Below are 21,423 nucleotides of genomic sequence, written 5' to 3' on the forward strand. Positions count from 1 at the left end.
GGCGATGAGGCCCTTGAGGACGCCATCACCGGCAAGCCGGCTCCCACAGGGGGGATTGCCCGCGATGTGGTTAGAAGCTCATATCCACCTTGGTCCAGAGCGTGCGCCCTGGCTCCTTGATAGCTTGCGGGTCGTTGGCCGGGTAGCCGAACCCGGCGTTGCCGGCCAGGTTCAAGTGTTCGGCGTAGGCCTTGCCGAACAGGTTGTCGACGCCGGTGCTGACCTTGAAGTTCTTGTTGATGCGGTACGCCGCGTTGAGGGAGAACACGCCAAAGCCACCGCTCTTGGCGAAGTCCTTGCCGACCACGTTGCCTTTGTTCTGGTCGATGCGGTTTTGCGCCGCCACCACGCGCCACAAGGCGCCGGCGCTCCAGTCGTCTTCGCTGTAGGTCAGGCCGAAGCGCGCGTCCAGCGGCGGCATTTGCGGCAGGGCCTTGCCGTCGCTGCTGTTTTTGCCCCAGGCATACGCCAGGGTGGCATCGGCTTTCCAATTGGAGGTCAGCTTGTAGGCGGCGCCCAACTCACCGCCCATGATCCGCGCGTCGATGTTCTGCGCCTGGGAAGTCATGCCCATCATCCCGGGGGTGTAGTTGAACAGGATGTAGTCGCGCACCTGGCCAACATACCCGGAGGCCCAGGCTTCAAGCTCAGCGGTCTTGTATTGCAGGCCGAAGTCCAGCTGGGTGGTTTTCTCCGGCTTGACTGCATCAAAGGCATTGAGCGAACCCGCCGGGCCTTTGCCGGGGGAGAACAGTTCCCAGTAGTCCGGGAAGCGTTCGGCGTGGCCGAGGCCGGCGTAGAGCGTGGTCGGGCTGTCGGCCAAGTCATGTTCATAACGCACGAAACCCGATGGCAGGGTGTCGGCGCGGGTGTCGCCGGCTGTCGGGTTGGCGCGGATCATCATGCCGCTGCCGGTGCGCTGGCGGTAATCCTTGGCCGAGGCGCGATCCAGGCGGGCGCCCGTGATCAACCTGTCATTGTCGGCGGCGTACCAGGTCAGTTCGCCAAACACCCCGTAGTTATGGAAGTCGGCGTCCTTGGTGCGCGGCAGGTTCTTGTAGGTATCGACACCGGCGCTGCTGCGCTGGCGGTGTTCGTTGGTCTGCGCGTCGATGCCGCTGATCAGTTGCACATCGGCCCAGCGCCAGGTGGCTTTGATCCGCGCGCCGAGGGTGCGGCGGTCGACGTTGGACGCCATGGGCCCGGCCATCATCCCGGTGCCCGATGGCGTGCGCAGGCTGTAGTTGTCCATCACATGGTCGGCGTAGTTGTAGTAGACCTGGGCTTCAACCTTGTCCAGCACCTCGCCGATGTTGGACTTCTCGAACCGCAGGCCAAGGCTTTCGCGCAGGAACTGCGAGCCGTCCATGCCACGCCCGGCGTAGCGCGCTTCGCCATCGCCACGGCCGGCGGTGAGCTCTAGCAGGGTGTCGGCGTCCGGGGTCCAGCCGAGGGCGACGTCGCCGTTCCATTTATCGTAGCGCGAGGCGACGGTGTCGTTGTTGCCGTCCTTGTAGTCATCGGCGTGGGCCTGGTTGCCGATCACGCGGATATAGCCGAGCGAGCCACCGGCAGCGGCATCTACTACTTTGTCGAAGCGCCCGTTGGAGCCGGCGAGGATGCTGGCGTTGACCCGGGTACCCAGTTCGCCGAACTGTTCCGGCTCACGGTCGAACAGCACTGTGCCGGCCGAGGCGCCGGGGCCCCAGAGTACGGTTTGCGGGCCTTTGATCACGGTCAGCTTGTCGTAGGTTTCCGGGGAGATATAGGAGGTGGGCGCGTCCATGCGGCCAGGGCAGGCACCGAGCATCATGCTGCCGTTGGTGAGGATGTTCAGGCGCGAGCCGAACATGCCGCGCAGTACCGGGTCGCCATTGGTGCCGCCGTTGCGCACCAGGGCAAAGCCTGGGATGGTCTTGAGGTAGTCGCCGCCGTCACTGGCCGGCACCGGCTGGCGCGGGTCCTTGGGGTTGGTGACGATAGTCAGCGGGGAGCTGGGAGCGACGCCAGTAATCACCGTCGGGCTCAGCTCGTTGCGGTGCTCGGCGTGGTCGTCGGCATACGCCTGTGGCGCCAAGAGTGCGCCGCACAAAACGGCGAGCACAGGGGTACATCCCATACGGGTGTCAGCAGGAAACCTGGACATGAAAAATTCCATCAATCAGTCGTAAACAACACGGCCAGCAGCCTGCGGCTGTCTGTGTGAAGACGGCCGTGCGAAGTTGTGTGTTATTGGCGGTCTACGACTGGCTGGGCGGTGCGCGGCTGCGGGCGCCGGGGAAGATGCTCTGCCGGGCATGGCCCAGGCGCGGTGCGGGGATCAGGCCGGTGGCCGGCGGCGGGCTGCCGAGGGCCACGAACGACACGCTGCCAGGCAGGGCCGGGCAACTGAACAACAGGCTGCAATAGCCGCATTTCTCCCACATCACGTGGTCGGCGGCGGGGGCCTTGGCATGCCCGGCCGGGTGCTGCGGGGCGGCATGGCAGATGTCGTCCATGGACATCTGCATGGACATGCCGGCGTGATGGTCCATCGGCATCGCTTGGGAAATCAGCGGTCCGATAAAGATCATCAGCATGGCGAACAGGCTGATCCAACTGCCGCGGGCCAGCCTCAAGGGCTGGCGGCGGCGCAGGGTCGAGCTGTTGGCGGGAGCACCCATGGGGAGCGGCCTGGGGTGGTTACTGGGCGTGCTGGTGCTCGTGGTTGGCCATCGGCGGCACTTTTTGTACCCAGACTTGCACTTTTACCGGCCCGGCCTTTTCGAAGTTCAAGGTCAGGGGGAAGTGCTGGCCGTCGCGCAACTGGCTGCGATCTTTAAGATCCAGGAGCATCACGTGATAGGCCATCGGTGCAAAGGTCAGCTCGCCCTTGGACGGCACGGCCACGCTGGGCACCTGTTGCATCTTCATCAGGTCGCCCTGCATCACATGCTCATGCAGCTCGGCCTTGGCCGCCACCGGCGTATCGACACTGAGCAGGCGGTCCGGGGCTTCGCCCTGGTTATGGATCACAAAGTAGGCGGCAACCGTGGGTGCATTGGGCGGCAATTCCTGGGACCAGGGATCGCTTACCAGCAGGTCGCCGGCCTTGTAGTCATCGGCATTGGCAGCACTGAACACAGGCAGCAGCAAGGCCGCCAGAAGCAGGGAAGATTTGAGCATGGCAGTTCTCCAGAACGATTCAAACGCAGTTCAATTGCGAAGTGATCAAACGGTTGGAGAGGCGCGGGGGTTGAGGCTCGGCCATTGCTGGCGCGGGGTCGGGGCTTGCAGGGCAGGCGATGGCAGGCCAGGCGCCGGGTCGAAGCGGGTGAGATACAACTGCGGCACATGCCCCGGCAGCGCCACCAATGGCGCCGAGCCCGAACAGCACCAGCAATGCTGCATGCTGGAATGCTCGTCCTGCTGCGGCGCCGGTACATCCAGCGTGCCCAGGGACATCGCCACCAGCTTGCTGCCGGTGGACGAGCAGAAACTGCCCCACAGCAATTGCTGGGTAGGGCTTTTGCCCTGCTGCATCGCCCCAGCCATCGGCATGGCAAACGCATTGAACAGCACTGCAAGGCAGGCGATCCAGGCAAATGCAAAGCGTTGACGGGCCATGGCGGACAATCCGTAGGGTTAAGCGATCAAGTGGGTATTTAGCCTGATCGGGGGGCATAAGTAAAAGTTGCTGGTGTGGTTTGGTGTCGCAGTGATCCCAAGTTATGTAAAGGGAACGCCATGCACCTGCATATCGACCCCAAGTCCCTTTCGCAGTACCGCAAATATCGCAGCCAGGTTATCCATGCTTGGGTTGCCATGCGCCGAAAGCATGCGATGCAAGCTTTTGCTCGGTTTGGCCGTTTCCTTTGCCAAGCTCTCAAAACCCACCGTGGCGTTGACCAGGTCGCGCAGAATGATGCGGGACAATTCTGGTTCGCCGTTGAGAAATAGCGTAGCAGCCTCGTCGAGGAGTGCCTGGGCAAACTCTGGGTCGCGCTGGGCGGCTTCGGCAATCGTGAGTTTATAACTGCGGGTAAGTGCCATGCTGGCTACCTCTTTTGTTCCAGTTTTTTGTCGCGTTGATAATCGCGGATCAGCGACTTTGCAGTTTTGATATCTTTTTTCTGAGTGGATTTGTCACCGCCACCGAACAAGATGATCAGTCGCAGGCCCTCCCGTACCAAATAAATTCGATACCCCGGGCCCCAATCGATCCGGTACTCGCCCATTCCATCGAACCACTTGATATTGCTGGTGTTGCCCATTTCCAGCCGAAGCAATGAGGTTGAAACCTTGAGACGTGCCGGGACGCTCAGGGATAAAAACCATTGTTTGAATGGGCTGGTTTGGCCGTCGCGTTTATATTCTTCGATCTCAATCATCGCCCTCCTCGAAGGTAACAAATAGGTTACTAATCAAGCAAGCGGGCGATCCTGACTTATTGAGTGAAACTTGCCAACGCTGTGAGTGTTTCTTGGAGCGTCAAAAACTCCCGATCCACCCCCGCCAACACCGGCCGCTGCAAAACCACCACCGGTATGCCGCGCTCGCGGGCCACTTGCAGCTTGGGTTCGGTGGCGCTGCTGCCGCTGTTTTTGCTGATCAATACATCGATGCGCCGCCGTTCGAACAACGCCCGTTCGTCCTCGATCAAAAACGGCCCACGGGCGCCGATCACTTCGCAGCGTTCGTTGCCGGGGTAGGCGTCCAGCGCACGCAAGGTCCAGAACTGCCCGGCGGGGATTTCGTCGAGGTGTTGCAGCGGTTCGCGGCCGAGGGTGAACAGTGGGCGCTGGAAGGGTTTCAAGGCCTCGATCAGCCCGGCCCAGTCGCAGACTTCGCGCCAGTCATCAGTGGGTTGTGGCTGCCAGGCGGGACGGCGCAGGGCCCAGCAGGGGATCGTGCACAAGCGCGCTGCCTGGGCGGCGTTGGCGCTGATTCGTGCGGCGTAGGGGTGGGTGGCGTCGAGTATCAGGCTGATGTTCTGGGCGCGGACAAACTGCGCCAACCCCTCGGCACCGCCGTAACCACCGACGCGGACCTGGCACCTCAGGTCAGTGGGCACCCGGCCAATCCCGGCCAGGCTGTAGATATGCTGGGGCCCCAGGGTGCGGGCGATGGCCAGGGCTTCAGTCACGCCGCCCAGCAGCAGGATGCGCTTCATAGCGGCTTGATCACTTCCAGCAAGGTGATGGGCAGCGCCTGGCGCCAGGTGTCGAATTCGCCCAGGGGCTGGGCCTGGGCCACATGGATGCGGGTCAGTTCGCCGCCGTGTTGTGTGCGCCAGTTCATCAGGGTCATCTCGCTTTGCAGGGTCACGGCATTGGCCACCAGCCGCCCGCCGGGACGCAGGTGTTGCCAGCAGGTGTCGAGCACGCCGTCGCGGGTTACGCCGCCGCCGATGAAGATTGCATCGGGCGCCTCCAACTCTGCCAGGGCCTGGGGCGCGCTGCCGCGAATCAATTGCAGGCCAGGCACGCCGAGGGCCTCGCGGTTGTGTTCGATCAACTGTTGGCGGCCGGCGTCGGCTTCAATTGCCAGGGCGCGGCAGCTGGGGTGGGCGCGCATCCATTCGATGCCGATGGAGCCGCTGCCGGCGCCCACATCCCACAGCAATTCGCCGGGAGTCGGGGCGAGGCGCGCTAAGGTCATGGCCCGCACATCGCGCTTGGTCAGTTGGCCGTCATGCTTGAACGCCGCATCCGGCAGGCCGGCCAGGCGTGACAGGCGTGGGGTATTGGCGTCGGCGAGGCAGTCGATGGCGATCAGGTTCAGCGTGGCAATCGGTGGGTCTTGCCAGCCTTCGGCGTGGCCATCGATGCGCCGCTCGGCGGTGCCCCCGAGGTGTTCAAACACACTCAGGCGGCTCGGGCCAAACCCGCTGGCGCGCAGCAACGCGGCGATGGCGGTCGGGCTCTGGCCGTCGTTGCTCAATACCAGCAAGCGCACGCCACTGGCCAGATGGGCATTGAGCGCGGCCACCGGGCGGGCGACCACCGATAGCGTCACCACGTCCTGCAACGGCCAGCCCAGGCGCGCCGCCGCCAGCGATACGGACGAGGGCGCTGGCAGGATCAACAGCTCATCCGCCGCCACCTGCCGTGCCAGGCTGGCGCCGACGCCGTAGAACATCGGGTCGCCGCTGGCCAGCACGCAGACCGGCTCAAAGCGCCGCGCCAAGAGCGGCTCCAGGGAAAACGGGCTGGGCCATAGCTCGTGTGTGCCACGGATGCACACCGGCAGCAAATCCAGCTGGCGCTGGCCGCCAATGATACGAGAGGCGCGCAACAGAGCATGCCGGGCATTCCTGCCCAGGCCCTTGAAGCCGTCTTCACCGATGCCTACTACCGTCAGCCAGGGCGACATATTGATTCCTTGAACGACATCCGACGGGCAGGCTTTTCATGCCGCCGGACAAAGCAGGCATAATACCGCGCCTTTACCCGTGAACCGGTAGCCCCCCGTGAAGCCACTTCCTCTGTCCACTAGCAAACGCCCCTCGGGTTGCCCGGGGTTGCTGCGTATTGTCCAGGCGTTGGATGGCGGGATTTGCCGGATCAAACTGGCCGGTGGGGCCATCACCGCCGCGCAGGCACTGGCCGTGGCGCACGCCGCGCAGGTTTACGCCGGTGGGGTGATCGAGGCGACCAACCGCGCCAACCTGCAGATTCGCGGTATTGGCCCGGAGCATGACGGCTTGATCGCGCATCTGCTGGCCGCAGGCCTGGGCCCGACCACCGCCGGTGGTGATGATGTGCGCAATGTGATGCTCAGCCCCGGCGCAGGCATCGACCGCGACATGCTGCTGGACACCCGGCCCCTGGCGGACCAGATCCTCGCCACCTTGCAAACCCATCCACGGTTCCATGAGTTGTCGGCCAAGTTCGCCGTGCAACTGGATGGCGGCGAAGCCCTGGCGATGCTCGAACATCATCACGACCTGTGGTTATCAGCCTACGCCGCGCAGGGCCAGACCTGGCTGGCGTTCGGCCTGGCCGGTTGCCCCGGGCAAGATCAACCGCTGGCCGCTGTCCCCGTGGAGCAAGGCCATGGGCTGGTCGTCGCCGTGCTGGAGCTGTTCCTCGACCTGGCGCGCCCGGAGCAGAACCGCATGCGTGAGGTGCTGGCGCAAACGTCTGTGGATAACTTCGTCGGGCGTTTGCACCTGCCGTTGCTCCGCGCCGATGGCTATCGCCGCCGCGCCAGCCCGAGCAGCTTGCGCCTGGGCACTTATCCACAGCGCCAACCGCAGCGGGTCTACGTGGCCGCCGTCACGCCATTGGGGCGCCTGGACTCGGCCATGCTGCGAGGCGCTGCGCAACTGGCCCTGGAGCATGGCGACGGCACATTGCGCTTCACCCCATGGCAAGGCTTGCTGCTGCCCAACCTGGCGCCGGACGTTGCCGTGGGCGTTACCGAAGGCCTGGCGCAGTTGGGCTTCCTCTGTTCGGCCGACCAGGCCCTGGCGCGGATGATTGCCTGCACCGGTTCCAGCGGCTGCGCCAAGGCCCAGGCCGACACCAAGGCCGACGCCCTGCACCTGGCCACGTTGCTACAGGACCACGGCCAGGGCCTCGACGTGCACTTGTCCGGCTGCCCGCGCACCTGCGCTGCGGCGCACATTGCCCCGGTCACCTTGCTGGCGGTGGGCACCGGGCACTACGACCTCTATTTTCGCGATGCAGGCCAGCCGGGTTTCGGCCGCCTGCACGCGCACAACCTTTCTATTGAAGCGGCGGGCGCCGTGTTGCGTGCCCGTCCACGGAGCAGCACCGATGATTGATTACATCCGCGACGGTCAGGAGATCTATCGCAACTCCTTTGCGATCATTCGCGCAGAGGCCAAGCTGGATCGCATCCCGGCCGACCTGGAAAAACTCGCCGTGCGGGTGATTCATGCCTGCGGCATGGTCGAGGCTATCGACGGTTTGCAGTTCTCTGAAGGCGCAGGCAAGGCCGGCCGTGAAGCTCTGGCCGCCGGTGCGCCGATCCTGTGCGATGCGCGGATGGTCTCCGAAGGCGTGACCCGTGCGCGCCTGCCGGCCAACAACGAGGTGATCTGCACCTTGCGCGACGATAGCGTGCCGCAGCTGGCACGGGAGCTGGGCAACACTCGTTCCGCCGCCGCCCTGGAACTGTGGCGCCCGCACCTGGCTGGCAGCGTGGTGGTGATCGGCAACGCGCCGACTGCCTTGTTCTACTTGCTGGAAATGCTCGACGCCGGCGCCCCCAAGCCGGCGCTGATCCTCGGTTTCCCGGTGGGCTTTGTCGGTGCCGCCGAGTCCAAGGCGATGCTCGCCGCAGACAGCCGTGGCGTGCCGTTTGTGATCATGCAGGGCCGCCTGGGCGGCAGTGCGATGGCCGCCGCAGCGGTCAACGCCCTGGCCACGGAGGTCGAATGATGCAGGCGCGTGGACGTTTGATCGGCCTGGGCGTCGGCCCTGGCGACCCGGAACTGATTACCCTCAAGGCCCTGCGCCTGCTGCGCGAATCGCCGGTGGTGGCGTACTTCGTCGCCAAGGGCAAGAAGGGCAATGCGTTCGGCATTATCGAAGAGCACCTGGTACCCCAGCAGACGCTGATGCCGCTGGTGTACCCGGTGACCACCGAAGCCTTGCCGGCGCCGTTGTCCTATGAACAGGTGATCAGCGATTTCTACGACGCTGCCAGTGTCGAGGTGGCCGCGCACCTGGATGCCGGGCGCGATGTGGCGGTGATCTGCGAAGGCGACCCGTTCTTCTACGGCTCCTACATGTACCTGCATGACCGCCTCGCCGAACGCTACGACGCCCAGGTCATTCCCGGCGTGTGCTCGATGCTCGGTGGCGCCTCGGTGCTGGGCGCGCCGTTGGTGTATCGCAACCAGAGCCTGTCGGTATTGTCCGGCGTGCTGCCCCACGACGAACTCAAGCGCCGCCTGGCCGATGCCGATGCGGCGGTGATCATGAAGCTGGGGCGCAACTTCACCAAGGTGCGCCAGGTGCTTGAAGAGCTGGGGCTGGCCGGGCGCGCGCTGTATGTGGAGCGCGCCACCATGGCCAACCAGAAAATCGTCGCGCTGGATCAGGTCGAGCCCATGTCTTCGCCGTATTTCTCGCTGATCATCGTGCCGGGCGAAAGGTGGCAAGGGTGATGACGCCGGCGATCGTAGTCCTCGGCCAGGGCAGCCTGGCCACCGCGCGCAGCATCCAGCAGGTCTACCCCGGCGCCTTGATCCACGGCCTGGCTGGCCGGGTGGAGGGGGCCGACCAAGCCTATAGCGAATTTGGCGCGACCCTGCGTCAGTTGTATCAGCAGGGCACGCCGATCATTGCCTTGTGCGCGGCCGGGATTGTGATCCGCACGTTGGCGGCGCTGTTGCTGGAAAAAGGCGAGGAGCCGGCGGTGCTGGCTGTTGCTGAAGACGGTAGCGCGGTGGTGCCGTTGCTCGGTGGCCTGGGCGGGGTGAATATCATGGCGCGGGAAATCGCGGCGGCCCTGGGTGTGGCTGCCGCGATTACCACCAGTGGTGAGCTGCGTTTTGGCACCTGCCTGCTCAACCCGCCCCAGGGTTATCAACTGGCGGACCTTGAACTGGGCAAGCGCTTTGTCGCGGACCTGCTGGCCGGCGAGCATGTGCGTATCGAAGGCGCTGCGCCATGGCTGGAGCAGGCCAACCTGGCGCAGGACCAGCAGGCGCGCCTGAGCATTCATGTCGGCAATGCCGAGCGGGTGCCAGCGGCCAATGAGCTGCTGATCTATCCGAAAAACACTTGGATCACCTGCCGCCCGGGCGTCGGTTTGGCCGCGCGGGTGCGCCAGGCGTTGCAGCAGGATGGTATTGCCGTGCAGTCCCTGGCGTGCCTGCTGGCCGATAATGCCGATATGGCCAGTGGCCAACTGCATGAGGCCGCGCTGGAGCTGGGCGTACCGCTGCGCTTTACGGCGCTGGCCGCCGGGCCGGAGCTGGTCATCCATTCGAGCGCTGCGCCGGTGGACCTGGCGCAACTGGGCCACCCCCGTGGCCGCCTTGCGGTGATCGGCCTGGGCCCCGGCGCTGCCGAACTGATGGTGCCGGCGGTCAAGGCTGAGCTGGCGCGTTGTACCGACGTGCTGGGCTACGAAACCTATGTGCGCATGGCCGGGCCGTTTCGGGCCGACCAGGTGCAGCACTGCACCGACAACCGCGAAGAGATGCAGCGGGCGCGGCATGCCTTCGCGCTGGCGGCCGAGGGGCGTTCGGTGGTGGTGGTGTCTTCCGGCGACCCTGGGGTGTTCGCCATGGCTGCGGCGGTGCTGGAGGCGTTGCACGAATCCAGCGACCCGGCCTGGCAGCGGGTCGAGCTGGAGATCCTGCCGGGGGTCTCGGCGTCCCTCGCCACGGCGGCCCAGGCGGGTGCGCCACTGGGGCACGACTTCTGCGTGATGTCGCTGTCGGACAACCTCAAGCCCTGGTCGATCATCGAGAAACGCCTGGACCTGGCATGCGAGGCCGACCTGGCCCTGGCGTTCTACAACCCGATCTCGCGTTCGCGCCCCTGGCAGTTGGGGCGCGCCCTGGAAATCGTCGCCCGGCACCGCGTTGCCAGCACGCCGGTAGTGCTGGGACGCGATATCGGTCGCCCCGGGCAGACACTGCGCACCACCACCCTGGGCCAGTTGACCCCGGACCAGGTGGATATGCGCACCATGGTGCTAGTCGGTTCGTCCACCACCTGCGCGTTCCCTCGGGTGGGCGGTGGCGAGTGGGTGTACACGCCACGCTGGTATGGCGAGAAGCCGGCCTCCTGAAATGATAGCGGCCCCGCGATGGGGCCGCTGATCTGTCAGAAAACGCCAATCATCGATGACAGAGATTTCTGCATTCACCCCCGCCGTTTCGCAATGCCATCAACGGTTCCTCCCTTTTAGTTGCAGAAAGTAAGCCTGCTGTTATCAGGCTTCACCCCATCCCCCGTGTTTGCGAGGGGGCCAAGGGGCGCAGGTTTTTCCTACGGCCAAATAACCCTATTTGTACCCCCTGAAAAAAGTTCAATCACACGACTAGTGTTTCTTGTAAGCCCGTGTGGGTTTTTGTGGAGAAACAGTTATGGAGCGCAAACATAAACGAATCGATGTGGCGAAAAAGAACAAGCTGATTGCGGCATACCGGCTGCCACTGACCAGTCAGCCGTCGGGTTCGCCAGGGCCCGCCCAGGCCGATGGCGACTTGAATGGCGCGGTGATCAACAACAGTGTGTTTTCGTTTGTGGCGGGTATGAGCCGCCTCAACAAGGAATACACCCGCAAGAGTTACCTGTTGGCCAGTAGCTACGTGAGTGATGTGCTGAAAGTGGGGCGTGGTACGCAGGCCTGGTACGACGAGTTCATCAAGGTCATGGGCAACCTTGGGTGGTTGCCGATACGCAGCAGTTTCGAACGGGTCACCACTTCGGTGAAGGGGCTGAGCGTGCAGATGGCGGCGCTGAACATCATCACGTCCACGGTGGCCTCGACGTTCCTGTCGGGCTCCCTGGCCATGGCGCTGCCCAAGTTGGCGGCGGATGCCTTCGAGGCGTTGAAGCAGCTGTCGGCACCGTTTGATCTGTTCAAGCGCAATATCGTCAACCATGAGGGCGGCGACTTTGGCCTGGCGTCCTGTTCTGAGGTCGACGGAGAGGTGTTGATGGTGCTGGTGACCTACAGCGCCCATGGCGTGAGCAAGAAAGTGGGGGTGCCGTTTTTTGAATGGGACAGTTCCACGGTCGAAGCCTACAGTGGCCAGACCTGCCTGATGCTCAATCCCGCCGTGGTCAACGACGCAACCCTCAAGCAGTTGCGCGAGAGTGCAGGCGACAAGGTCTTGCTGGCGATTGCCCAATACCGGATCTGACCGTTGCCTCAGGGCACCAGGTAACCGCGCACTCCGGTAAAGATGATCTGCGCTGCCAGTGCGCACACGAACAAGCCCATCAGGCGGCTGACAATCTGCAGCCCTTGGTCGCCGAGGATGCGTTCGATGCGGTTGGACAAGTACAGCACCACGCCCACCGTCAGGCTGGCCAGGGCAATGCTCAGGATCGCGGTGAGCTTGTCATCCCAATGGGGCTGGCTGACGCCCATCACCAGCAGCGCACCGATGGTGCCGGGGCCGACCGTCAAGGGGATGGTCAGGGGGACGATGGTCACGTCCTGCTGCACGTTGTCGGTCTGCACTGCCGACTTGCCCTGGGCCATGCCCAGGGCGGAGATAAACAACACACTGCCGGCGCCGATGCGGAAGGCATCCACGGTGATGCCAAACACACTGAAAATCACCCGGCCAAACAGGTAGAGCAACACGCTCGACACCAGTGTCGCCAAGGCGACCTTCCAGGCCAGGCGCCGCCGTTCCTTGCTGGAATAGCCACGGGTCAGGCTGATAAAGCAGGACAGGACGAAGAAGGGGCTATACAGCACCAGCATCTTCAAATAAACGCTGAACAACACGTGGAGCATGGTGGGAGCTCACAGCGAAGGAAGGGCGAGGGAGAGTTTATCAGGCTTGCAGGCCGGAAGGCGCGACTGCGAACCAATGTGGGAGTGGGGTTGTGTAGGAGCGGGCTTGCCGGCGATAGCATCGCCTCGGTACATCAGGTATATCCAGGTGATGCTATCGCAGGCAAGCCAGCTCCCACACAAGCCAGCTCCTACACAAACCAGCTCCGGTACCCGCAGGGATGTGTGGTGATTCAGGACGTATGCGCCTGCTCTGCCGGCTGCTCACGCTGCGTCACCCAGAACTCTACCAGTTCGCGCAGTTGCGACAGCTCCACCGGCTTGGCCATGTGCCCATCCATCCCGGCCTGGCGTGCGCGTTCCTTGTGTTCCGAGAGGATGTGCGCGGTCAGCGCCACCACCGGCGTGCGGGTGCGCTGGTTGCTGACTTCCCAGACCCGCAACTGCTGGGTCGCGGAGAAACCATCGAGGATCGGCATTTCGCAATCCATCAACACCAGGTCGTAGCGCTGGGCCTTCATCGCCTGCAAGGCTTCCTCGCCGTTGCTGGCGGTGTCGGGTTGCAGGTTGAGCTTGCCGAGCATGCCGCGAATCACTTTGGTGGAGATGCTGTTGTCTTCGGCCACCAGGATGCGGAAATCGCTGGGCACCGTGACGGCCACCGGGGCGCTCGGCGCGGGGTGGCGGGGTTGCACCACGCCTTTGCTGCGCTGGGTCAACTCGTCGGCCAGGGTGGTCTTGAGGGTGTAGCCCGCGACCGGTTTGGCGAGGATGCGCTTGATCCCGCAATTGCGCGCGATGATCTTGCTTGGCGCGTTGCTGATACCGGTGAGCATGATCAGCAGGATGTCGTGGTTCAGGCTCGGGTCTTCCTTGATCTTCGCCGCCAGTTGCATGCCGGTCATGCCAGGCATGTTCTGGTCCAGCAGCACCACATCGAAATAATCGCGCAGGTGCGCCTTGGTGCGCAGCAGGGCCAGGGCTTCCTTGCCCGAGGGCACGGCGCTGACGTTCAGGCCCCAGGCGGTGCATTGCTGCACCAGCACCTTGCGGCAGGTGTCGTTGTCGTCCACCACCAGCACCCGTGCGCCTTGCAGCGGGCCGTCGAGGTCGGAGGTCGGGTGTTCCAGGCGCTCCGGGTCCAGCGGCAAGGTCAGCCATAGCGTGCTGCCTTGCTGGCTGCCAGCCTTGATGCCGAACTCGCCATTCATCAACAGGATCAGTTGGCGGGCGATCACCAGGCCAAGGTGGCCGCTGAGGCGGGTGGCCGAGAGGAAATTCTTGCTGTGCAGTTCGCTGTGCAGCAGGGCGTCGCGCTCGGCAGCTTCCATCGGCAGGCCGCTGTCTTGCACGGCAATGCGCAGGCGCGGTTTGCTGCTGCGCTCGTCCAGGGCGACCACGATCAGCACTTCGCCTTCGTCGGTCTTTTGCAGGGCATTTTCCAGCAGGCTCAACAGGGCCTGGCGCAGGCGCGTCGGGTCGCCGCTGATGACTCGGGGCACCTGGGGCTGGATAAAGCTGATCAGCTCGACGTTCTGCTGCTCGGCCTTGGCGCGAAAGATACTCAGGCAGTCTTCGATCAGGGCGTTGAGGTCGAACTGCACATCGTCCAGTTCAATCTGCCCGGACTCGAGCTTGGAGATGTCGAGAATCTCGTTGATCAGGGTCAGCAACTCATTACCGGCGCTGTGGATGGTCTGCACGTAGTCACGCTGCTTGACCGACAAAGGCGTGCCCAGCAGCAACTCGGTCATGCCCAGCACGCCATTCATGGGGGTGCGGATTTCGTGGCTGATCTTCGCCAGGAACTCGGCCTTGGCCGCGATTTCGGCGTTGCTCGCAGCCAGGTCGCGGCTGAGGCTGAAGCGGTCCTCGACTATGCTGCGCTGGCGCTCGCCCAGGGCCTGGCTCATCAGCAGGCCGCTGACGCAGATCACCGCCAGCAAGGTGATGATCAGGCCTTGCGGGGCCACCAGGGTCAGGCCCAGCAGGGCCGGGAGGATAATCAGCGTGCCGGTGTTGAACACCACCATGGCCAGCAGGAACAAGCGGGCCGGCCGGTAGCCTTTTTGCCAGTGGTAGGCCGAGACAAACAGCATGCTCAGGCCGGCCAGCGCCACCAGGGCATAGGTGATGATGTTCAGTGGCAGGGTGTTGACGAACAGCAGCAACAGGCCGCACAGCACGATCAGCAGGATGTCCGCCATCAGCAGCTTGTTCAGTGGATGCGGGCCCAGTGGCGCGAAGAAACGGTAGGCAAACATCAGGCCGCACGGTGCGGTCAGCAGCAACGCCATATAGGCCCCCGGGGTTTGCACGGCGTGCCAGTTCGGCAGCCAGGGGCCCAGCAGGTTGAGCAGCAGCAACAGGCTGAGCAACAGCAGCACTTCGCAGGCCGCCAGCCACAGGCTGCTGCGCGAACGATGGTAGGCGTAGCGGGTGAGGTTGTGCAGGATCAGCATCAGCAGGCAGCCGAACAGCAGGCCATAGACCAGGGTCTGGGTCTGGTTGGCGGCGGCCATCACGGCGGGTTCGAGGGTCAGGTATGGCCGCAGCTCGTGCTCCGAAACCAGGCGCACATATACATCCAGGGGCTTCTGGCTCTGGGGCAAGGGCAGCATGAAGTCGCTGCTCGGCAGCGGGCGTTCGGCCTGGGGTTGGCGGGTGCCGGTGTTCACTTGCTCGATCAGCGTGTCGCCGTCCAGCACATACAGGTTGAGGTGCGCCAGGTCCGGCGCGAAGACCCGCAGCACTTGCTCGTGCTTGCCGGGCTGCAGCCTGAAACGTACCCACAGCGCACCATTGGGCTCGGCTGCGGTGATCCGGTCCAGTTCGATGGGGCTAAATTGGTTGGTGTAGCGTGCCGAGCGAATGTCGCTCAGTTGCAGGTCGGCCTGTTCATCAAGCAATACCGCCCAGCCGCTACCTTGTGCGGCGGCCTGGGCCGGCAAAAGGCAGAGCAGGGTCAGCAGGCTGACTGTAAAAACTATGGCGATCCTGAGCCAGCGCACGGCGAAATCCCTTCGTAGGTTGATGCACGGGGTTAACTATGCGCGGGACCGTAATGGGACGGCAAGGGCCAAAGGCCCCTGCCTAGCCGAACGGACAGCTGCTTACTGATCTTCGCCCCGCTCACGGGCAATGGCGCGGTAGCCGATGTCCTTGCGGTAGAAACAGCCCTGCCAGTCGATCTTCGCGGCCAGCTTGTACGCTTGCTGCTGGGCGGCATCGACACTGGCGCCCATGGCGGTGGCGCACAGTACACGGCCACCTGCGGTGACGACTTGGCCATCCTTGAGCGCGGTACCCGCGTGGAACACTTTGCCTTCCAGTGTAGCCGCTGCGTCCAGGCCCTGGATCAGGTCGCCCTTGGCGTAGTCGGCAGGGTAGCCACCGGCGGCCAGTACGATGCCGACGCTTGGGCGTGGGTCCCACTGCGCTTCGACCTTGTCCAGCGCTTGCGCCAGGGCGGCTTCCACCAACAGCACCAGGCTCGACTGCAGGCGCAGCATCACCGGCTGGGTTTCCGGGTCGCCGAAGCGGCAGTTGAACTCGATGACTTTCGGGTTGCCGGCCTTGTCGATCATCAAGCCTGCGTACAGGAAGCCGGTGTAGACATTGCCTTCATCGGCCATGCCGCGCACGGTCGGCCAGATCACCAGGTCCATGACGCGCTGGTGCACGTCGGCGGTGACCACCGGGGCAGGGGAGTAGGCACCCATGCCGCCGGTGTTGGGGCCGGTGTCGCCGTCGCCGACGCGCTTGTGGTCCTGGCTGGTGGCCATCGGCAAGACGTTCTTGCCGTCGACCATCACGATAAAGCTGGCTTCTTCACCGTCGAGGAATTCTTCGATCACCACCCGCGAACCGGCGTCACCGAAGGCGTTGCCGGCGAGCATGTCGCGTACCGCGTCTTCGGCTTCTTGCAGGGTCATCGCGACGATCACGCCTTTACCGGCGGCCAGGCCATCGGCCTTGATCACGATGGGGGCGCCTTTCTCGCGCAGATAAGCCAGGGCCGGCTCGATCTCGGTGAAGTTCTGGTAGTCGGCGGTCGGGATCTTGTGGCGCGCCAAAAAGTCCTTGGTGAAGGCTTTCGAGCCTTCCAACTGGGCGGCGCCAGCGGTCGGACCGAAGCAGTCCAGGCCACGGCTGCGGAACAGGTCCACGACACCCGCCACCAGCGGCACTTCCGGACCAACGATGGTCAGGGACACGTTCTTTTCGGCAAAGTCAGCCAGTTGCTCAAGGGCCAAGACGTCGATGGCGACGTTTTCGCACTTGGCTTCAATGGCGGTACCGGCGTTGCCGGGAGCGACGAAGACTTTCTGCACGCGTGGGTCCTGGGCGACTTTCCAAGCCAGGGCGTGTTCCCGGCCACCGCTGCCAATGATCAAAACATTCATTTCAAAAACCTCAAATTCTGTAGGCGCTGCTGGAGCGCTTTAAAATGTGGGAGCGGGCTTGCTCGCGAAAGCGGTGGGCCTGTGAGGAATGTGTCGAATGACACACCGCATTCGCGAGCAAGCCCGCTCCCACATAAGCCCCACCCACATTTGGATCAGTGGCGGAAGTGGCGCATGCCGGTGAAGACCATGGCAATGCCGGCTTCATCAGCCGCGGCAATCACCTCAGCATCACGCATCGAGCCACCCGGTTGAATCACCGCAGTAACACCTGCTTTTGCAGCGTTATCCAGGCCATCACGGAAGGGGAAGAACGCATCCGATGCCATCACCGAACCCGCGACTTGCAAACCGGCATGTTCAGCCTTGATCGCCGCGATACGCGCCGAGTTCACGCGGCTCATCTGGCCGGCGCCGACACCGATGGTCTGGCGGTTCTTGGCGTAGACGATGGCGTTGGACTTGACGTACTTGGCCACTTTCCAGGCGAAGATCAGGTCGTTGATCTCTTGCTCGGTCGGTGCGCGCTGGGTCACCACTTTCAGGTCCTGGCTGCCGATCATGCCGATGTCGCGGCTCTGTACCAGCAAGCCACCATTGACGCGCTTGTAGTCCCAGGCAGCGGCGCGGTCAGCCGACCACTCACCGCAGGCCAGCAGGCGCACATTGGCCTTGGCGGCAACGATGGCACGGGCCTCTTCGCTGACGGACGGGGCGATGATCACTTCGACGAACTGACGCTCGACGATGGCCTTGGCAGTCTCGGCATCCAGTTCGCGGTTGAAGGCGATGATGCCGCCGAATGCCGATTCGGTATCGGTGGCGTAGGCCAGCTCGTAGGCCTGGCGGATCCCGCCTTCAGCGTCCGGGCTCACCGCCACGCCGCACGGGTTGGCGTGCTTGACGATCACGCAGGCCGGCTTGACGAAGCTCTTCACACATTCCAGCGCGGCGTCGGTGTCAGCCACATTGTTGTAGGACAGCTCCTTGCCCTGCAGTTGGGTCGCGGTGGCGATCCCCACTTCGGCAGGCTTGGCTTCCACGTAGAACGCCGCGCTCTGGTGCGGGTTCTCGCCGTAGCGCATTTCCTGGGCCTTGATGAACTGGCTGTTGAAGGTGCGCGGGAACTGGCTGCGGCCGGAAGTCGACAGGGTCTCGGCGGCCTGGTTCACGGTGCCCATGTAGTTGGCGATCATGCCGTCGTAGGCGGCGGTGTGTTCGAAGGCCTTGAGCATCAGGTCGAAACGCTGGGCGTAGGTCAGGCCGCCGGCTTTGAGGCTTTGCAACACCTGGGCGTAGTCGCTGGCGTTGACCACGATGGCCACGTCTTTGTGGTTCTTGGCTGCCGAGCGCACCATGGTCGGGCCGCCGATATCGATGTTTTCGATCGCGGTCGGCAGGTCGCAGCCTGGCTTGTTGATGGTGGCTTCGAACGGGTAGAGGTTGACGGCCACCAGGTCGATCGGCTTGATGCCGTGCTCGTTCATGATGGCATCGTCGATACCGCGACGGCCGAGGATGCCGCCGTGGATTTTCGGGTGCAGGGTCTTGACCCGACCGTCCATCATTTCTGCGAAACCGGTGTAGTCCGCGACTTCTACTGCGGCCACGCCGTTGTCCTGCAGCAGTTTGAAGGTCCCGCCCGTGGAGAGGATTTCCACGCCCAGGGCTTCCAGCTCCCGGGCAAATTCGAGGATCCCGGTCTTGTCGGAAACACTGATCAAGGCACGGCGGATCGGCAGGCGGGTAGTCTGGTCGGTCATCTCAATTTCCATCAAAAGCAAAGGAGTCAGCAAAAAAGGCGACCGGTTTTACGCGGGCGCCTTTCTGGTTTGATTGAATGCTTACAGCAAATCGTACTGTTTGAGCTTCTTGCGCAGGGTCCCACGGTTCAGGCCCAGCAGCTCACTGGCTTTGGTCTGGTTGCCCTTGACGTAGTTCATCACGCTTTCGAGCAAGGGCGCCTCGACTTCGGAGAGCACCAGGTTGTACACATCCGTGACGGCCGCGCCCTCAAGGTGGGCGAAATAATTGTGCAGCGCTTTCTCGACGCTCCCGCGAAGGGTCTGGCCTTCTTCGCTCGGCGTGTTGAGGTGCTGTTTCAAATTGACGTTGTCGCTCACGGGTGTTGTTCCACTCACTAAAGTCTCGGTCATCATCGTCATGCGGCCACCCCTTCTGCGTCCCCTGCTCTCAGGCTCTTGTCTCGTTCGGCAAAGAACTCACGAACGGCGGTGACCTGTGCTTGCGTTTCATCCAAACGATTGAACCCGGCGCGAAACTCTTTGGCGCCGGGCAGGGTTGCGAGATACCAACCCACATGCTTGCGAGCTATGCGCGCGCCCATCACGTCTCCATAGAAGGTGTGCAGGGCGGCCAGATGCTCTAGCAGAATACGTTCCACCTCGATCAGCCCCGGTGCCGGCATGATTTCGCCGGTACGCAGGAAGTGCTCGATCTCACGAAAAATCCATGGCCGCCCCTGGGCGGCCCGGCCGATCAACAGCCCATCGGCACCGGTTGCGTGCAGCACGCGCCGGGCTTTCTCGGCCGAGTCGATGTCGCCGTTGGCAAAGACCGGAATCGACACCGCCTGCTTGATCGCAGCAATGGTGTCGTATTCAGCCTCGCCGGTATAAAGGTCCGCACGGGTACGGCCATGCACCGCCAGCGCTGTAATGCCTGCCTGTTCGGCGATCTTCGCCACCGTCAGGCCGTTCTTGTTGTCCCGGTCCCAGCCGGTGCGGATCTTCAGGGTGACCGGCACATCCACTGCACCCACCACGGCGTGCAGGATCTCGGCCACCAACTGCTCATCCTTCAACAGGGCGGAGCCGGCGGCCTTGTTGCAGACCTTTTTTGCCGGGCAACCCATGTTGATATCAATAATCTGTGCACCCAGCTCCACGTTGGCCCGGGCTGCATCCGCCAGCATCTGCGCGTCGCCACCGGCGATCTGTACCGAGCGCGGCTCGGGATCACCTTCGTGGATCATGCGCATCCGCGATTTGCGGGTGTTCCACAAGCTCATGTCGCTGGTGACCATTTCCGAAACTACAAGGCCCGCGCCCAAACGTTTGCACAGCTGACGAAAGGGCTGGTCGGTGACACCCGCCATCGGGGCGAGAATCAAAGCGTTTGGCAATGTATATGGGCCGATGCGTACCGCCGACATAGGACTTCCCTGTTGTGGGGCCGGATCATTAGAGTTCGAAAAAGGGTTGGCATGATACCCGCTCTCGATGACTGGTTAAAGGCTGAATTGGATAAAATCTGAGCAGTTATTTTCTTATCGCCAGCGGTTTGGTCGTGGACGAGCAAGTCAATAACCTGCCGTCCGAACCTTGACGTGCGCTGCGAATCACTCGGGGGAGTGGAAACTGAGACTGTAGTTCACAGCCTTGTTGCCTGGGTCGAGAATGTCCAAGGCGATATGGATCGGGGTCTGGGACGGCATCTCGGTCTGGCCGGCCAGCTCCCCGCTGAGGTACTCGGCGGGCTTGAAGCGCCGGCTGGCGATCATCCGGCCATTGAGGTCGGCAAAACGCAGCTCCAGCAGCGGGAACGGCTGGGAGAACGTCGCACGGTTGTAGATGATCGCATCCACCACCAGGGCGCCGGCGAACTCGGGATGGCTGCGCACCACCAGGTTGCTGCTCTTGATATGGGCAATATCGACCCGCGACGGCACGGTGCAGCCCAGTTTCGGGCACAGTTCCTGGAACCATGGCCGGTACTTGTCCTGACGGGCCAGGTCGTCGAACTGATAGGCGATGTACTGGCCAGCGAGGGCGGCGGCGGCCAGCAGCACCAGGGTCAGCCAGAGCAGGCGGCGGCCCCAGCCGGCCGGGCGTTTGCCGGTGTACAGGTGCAGCGGGTCGTCTTCCAGGTCCTGCAGCATCTCGTCATGGGCGTTGCCCGTGGCGCGTGTGCGCTTGCGGCGTGGCTCAGGCTCGGGTTCGTCCAGCTCGCTGCTGAGCGTGGGCTCGGGCGGGTCGAGAGGCTCGTCAGCATGCAGTACGGGCTCGTCGTCCACCTCGTGGATGTCGAAGGACATCGAGGGCTCGGTACGCTGGGTTTTGCCCGTGGGGGCTGGGGCCGGTTCGGCGGCTTGCTCGGCGTGGGCGATTGTCGCAGCCCGTTCGTCCGGTGGGTCGCTGAACAGGCTGGCGGCCCATTGTTCTTCTTCAGCCTTGGCGGTGTCGCGGCTGGCGCTCATCGACTCGTCTTTTTGCCGGCGGTCCGCGCCTGCCTGGCGTCGTTCGCTGCCCTGGGGCTGGGTGTGCTGGATTTCCCGGCGTTCCAGCTTGGCCAGTTCTTCGTCGAGGTCCAGGTGGTCCAGGTCCAGCTCCTCGGCGGTCCATTGCTTCTGGCTGATGGCGCGCGGCGGGGCTTCGGCGGCCGGTGTTTCAGGCGCGTGGGCGCGCTGCTCCAGCAGTTGCCGGGCGGCATTGAACACTTGCAGGCAAGAGCCGCAGCGAACCACGCCGCGGGCCACGCTCAACTGGGCATGGCTGACGCGGAAACGGGTTTGGCAATGCGGGCACTGGGTGACAAAACTGTCGGTCATGCG

Annotated in this window: 20 protein-coding genes; 5 read left to right on the forward strand and 15 right to left on the reverse strand. The window is 63.6% G+C overall.

The window, feature by feature from the left end:
• Nucleotides 1–70: 70 nt before the first annotated feature.
• From HBO05_RS11030 to cbiE, 8 genes are all read right to left on the reverse strand, one after another.
• Nucleotides 71–2,146, reverse strand: coding sequence for a TonB-dependent copper receptor (locus HBO05_RS11030; RefSeq protein ID WP_172312620.1), 2,076 nt, complete (start codon nucleotides 2,144–2,146; stop codon nucleotides 71–73).
• Nucleotides 2,147–2,240: 94 nt separating this feature from the next.
• Nucleotides 2,241–2,663: a DUF2946 domain-containing protein gene (locus tag HBO05_RS11035; RefSeq protein ID WP_169952083.1), complete on the reverse strand. Its 423-nt coding sequence runs from the start codon at nucleotides 2,661–2,663 to the stop codon at nucleotides 2,241–2,243.
• A gap of 19 nt (nucleotides 2,664–2,682) precedes the next feature.
• On the reverse strand, nucleotides 2,683–3,165 hold the full coding sequence (locus HBO05_RS11040) for a copper chaperone PCu(A)C (RefSeq protein ID WP_169952081.1): 483 nt from the start codon (nucleotides 3,163–3,165) through the stop codon (nucleotides 2,683–2,685).
• Nucleotides 3,166–3,210: 45 nt separating this feature from the next.
• Nucleotides 3,211–3,606 (reverse strand): DUF2946 domain-containing protein, encoded by a 396-nt coding sequence (locus tag HBO05_RS11045; protein ID WP_172312622.1) that lies wholly within the window; start codon nucleotides 3,604–3,606, stop codon nucleotides 3,211–3,213.
• 102 nt (nucleotides 3,607–3,708) lie between these two features.
• Nucleotides 3,709–4,032 (reverse strand): transcriptional regulator, encoded by a 324-nt coding sequence (locus tag HBO05_RS11050; protein ID WP_172312624.1) that lies wholly within the window; start codon nucleotides 4,030–4,032, stop codon nucleotides 3,709–3,711.
• Nucleotides 4,033–4,037: 5 nt separating this feature from the next.
• Nucleotides 4,038–4,370, reverse strand: a complete 333-nt coding sequence (locus HBO05_RS11055) for a type II toxin-antitoxin system RelE/ParE family toxin (RefSeq protein WP_169952075.1) — start codon at nucleotides 4,368–4,370, stop codon at nucleotides 4,038–4,040.
• 56 nt (nucleotides 4,371–4,426) lie between these two features.
• A complete protein-coding gene (locus tag HBO05_RS11060; protein WP_172312626.1) occupies nucleotides 4,427–5,152 on the reverse strand; it encodes a cobalt-precorrin-6A reductase in 726 nt (241 codons plus the stop codon).
• On the reverse strand, nucleotides 5,149–6,354 hold the full coding sequence (cbiE, locus tag HBO05_RS11065) for a precorrin-6y C5,15-methyltransferase (decarboxylating) subunit CbiE (RefSeq protein ID WP_172312628.1): 1,206 nt from the start codon (nucleotides 6,352–6,354) through the stop codon (nucleotides 5,149–5,151). The genes HBO05_RS11060 and cbiE overlap by 4 nt, the downstream gene beginning before the upstream one ends.
• Before the next feature lie 112 nt (nucleotides 6,355–6,466).
• Between cbiE and cobG the strand changes: the two genes are divergently transcribed.
• The 5 genes from cobG (at nucleotide 6,467) to HBO05_RS11090 (ending at nucleotide 11,839) form a co-directional block, all read left to right on the forward strand.
• Complete coding sequence (gene cobG / locus HBO05_RS11070; protein WP_170058659.1) at nucleotides 6,467–7,771, forward strand: precorrin-3B synthase; 1,305 nt, start codon at nucleotides 6,467–6,469, stop codon at nucleotides 7,769–7,771.
• Nucleotides 7,764–8,390 (forward strand): precorrin-8X methylmutase, encoded by a 627-nt coding sequence (locus tag HBO05_RS11075; protein ID WP_169952069.1) that lies wholly within the window; start codon nucleotides 7,764–7,766, stop codon nucleotides 8,388–8,390. Before cobG ends, HBO05_RS11075 begins: the two co-directional genes overlap by 8 nt.
• Nucleotides 8,390–9,121 carry a precorrin-2 C(20)-methyltransferase gene (locus tag HBO05_RS11080; RefSeq protein ID WP_169878151.1) on the forward strand — a complete coding sequence of 244 codons (732 nt, stop codon included), beginning with the start codon at nucleotides 8,390–8,392 and terminating at the stop codon, nucleotides 9,119–9,121. The genes HBO05_RS11075 and HBO05_RS11080 overlap by 1 nt, the downstream gene beginning before the upstream one ends.
• Complete coding sequence (cobJ, locus tag HBO05_RS11085; protein WP_172312630.1) at nucleotides 9,121–10,758, forward strand: precorrin-3B C(17)-methyltransferase; 1,638 nt, start codon at nucleotides 9,121–9,123, stop codon at nucleotides 10,756–10,758. Before HBO05_RS11080 ends, cobJ begins: the two co-directional genes overlap by 1 nt.
• Before the next feature lie 298 nt (nucleotides 10,759–11,056).
• Entirely contained in the window at nucleotides 11,057–11,839 is a 783-nt protein-coding gene (locus HBO05_RS11090) for a hypothetical protein (protein ID WP_169952065.1), read from the forward strand.
• Nucleotides 11,840–11,847: 8 nt separating this feature from the next.
• Here the strand turns inward: HBO05_RS11090 and HBO05_RS11095 are convergent, their stop codons facing one another.
• The 7 genes from HBO05_RS11095 to HBO05_RS11125 all read right to left on the reverse strand — a co-directional run bounded on the left by HBO05_RS11095 (nucleotide 11,848) and on the right by HBO05_RS11125 (nucleotide 21,420).
• Entirely contained in the window at nucleotides 11,848–12,444 is a 597-nt protein-coding gene (locus HBO05_RS11095; RefSeq protein WP_003171467.1) for a MarC family protein, read from the reverse strand.
• Between the two features lie 233 nt (nucleotides 12,445–12,677).
• The gene (locus HBO05_RS11100) at nucleotides 12,678–15,455 is read right to left on the reverse strand and encodes a hybrid sensor histidine kinase/response regulator (RefSeq protein ID WP_172312632.1); all 2,778 of its coding nucleotides are present in this window, start codon (nucleotides 15,453–15,455) and stop codon (nucleotides 12,678–12,680) included.
• 102 nt (nucleotides 15,456–15,557) lie between these two features.
• Nucleotides 15,558–16,850 carry a phosphoribosylamine--glycine ligase gene (gene purD, locus HBO05_RS11105; protein ID WP_170042520.1) on the reverse strand — a complete coding sequence of 431 codons (1,293 nt, stop codon included), beginning with the start codon at nucleotides 16,848–16,850 and terminating at the stop codon, nucleotides 15,558–15,560.
• A 155-nt stretch (nucleotides 16,851–17,005) separates the two neighbouring features.
• On the reverse strand, nucleotides 17,006–18,613 hold the full coding sequence (gene purH / locus HBO05_RS11110) for a bifunctional phosphoribosylaminoimidazolecarboxamide formyltransferase/IMP cyclohydrolase (protein WP_172312634.1): 1,608 nt from the start codon (nucleotides 18,611–18,613) through the stop codon (nucleotides 17,006–17,008).
• A gap of 81 nt (nucleotides 18,614–18,694) precedes the next feature.
• A complete protein-coding gene (gene fis, locus HBO05_RS11115) occupies nucleotides 18,695–19,015 on the reverse strand; it encodes a DNA-binding transcriptional regulator Fis (RefSeq protein WP_003186237.1) in 321 nt (106 codons plus the stop codon).
• Nucleotides 19,012–20,025 (reverse strand): tRNA dihydrouridine synthase DusB, encoded by a 1,014-nt coding sequence (gene dusB, locus HBO05_RS11120; protein WP_169952057.1) that lies wholly within the window; start codon nucleotides 20,023–20,025, stop codon nucleotides 19,012–19,014. Before dusB ends, fis begins: the two co-directional genes overlap by 4 nt.
• Nucleotides 20,026–20,211: 186 nt before the next feature.
• Nucleotides 20,212–21,420 carry a DUF3426 domain-containing protein gene (locus HBO05_RS11125; RefSeq protein WP_170058632.1) on the reverse strand — a complete coding sequence of 403 codons (1,209 nt, stop codon included), beginning with the start codon at nucleotides 21,418–21,420 and terminating at the stop codon, nucleotides 20,212–20,214.
• Nucleotides 21,421–21,423 lie beyond the last annotated feature (3 nt).

This window comes from Pseudomonas sp. WS 5079, assembly GCF_012985465.1.
Classification (GTDB): Bacteria; Pseudomonadota; Gammaproteobacteria; order Pseudomonadales; family Pseudomonadaceae; genus Aquipseudomonas.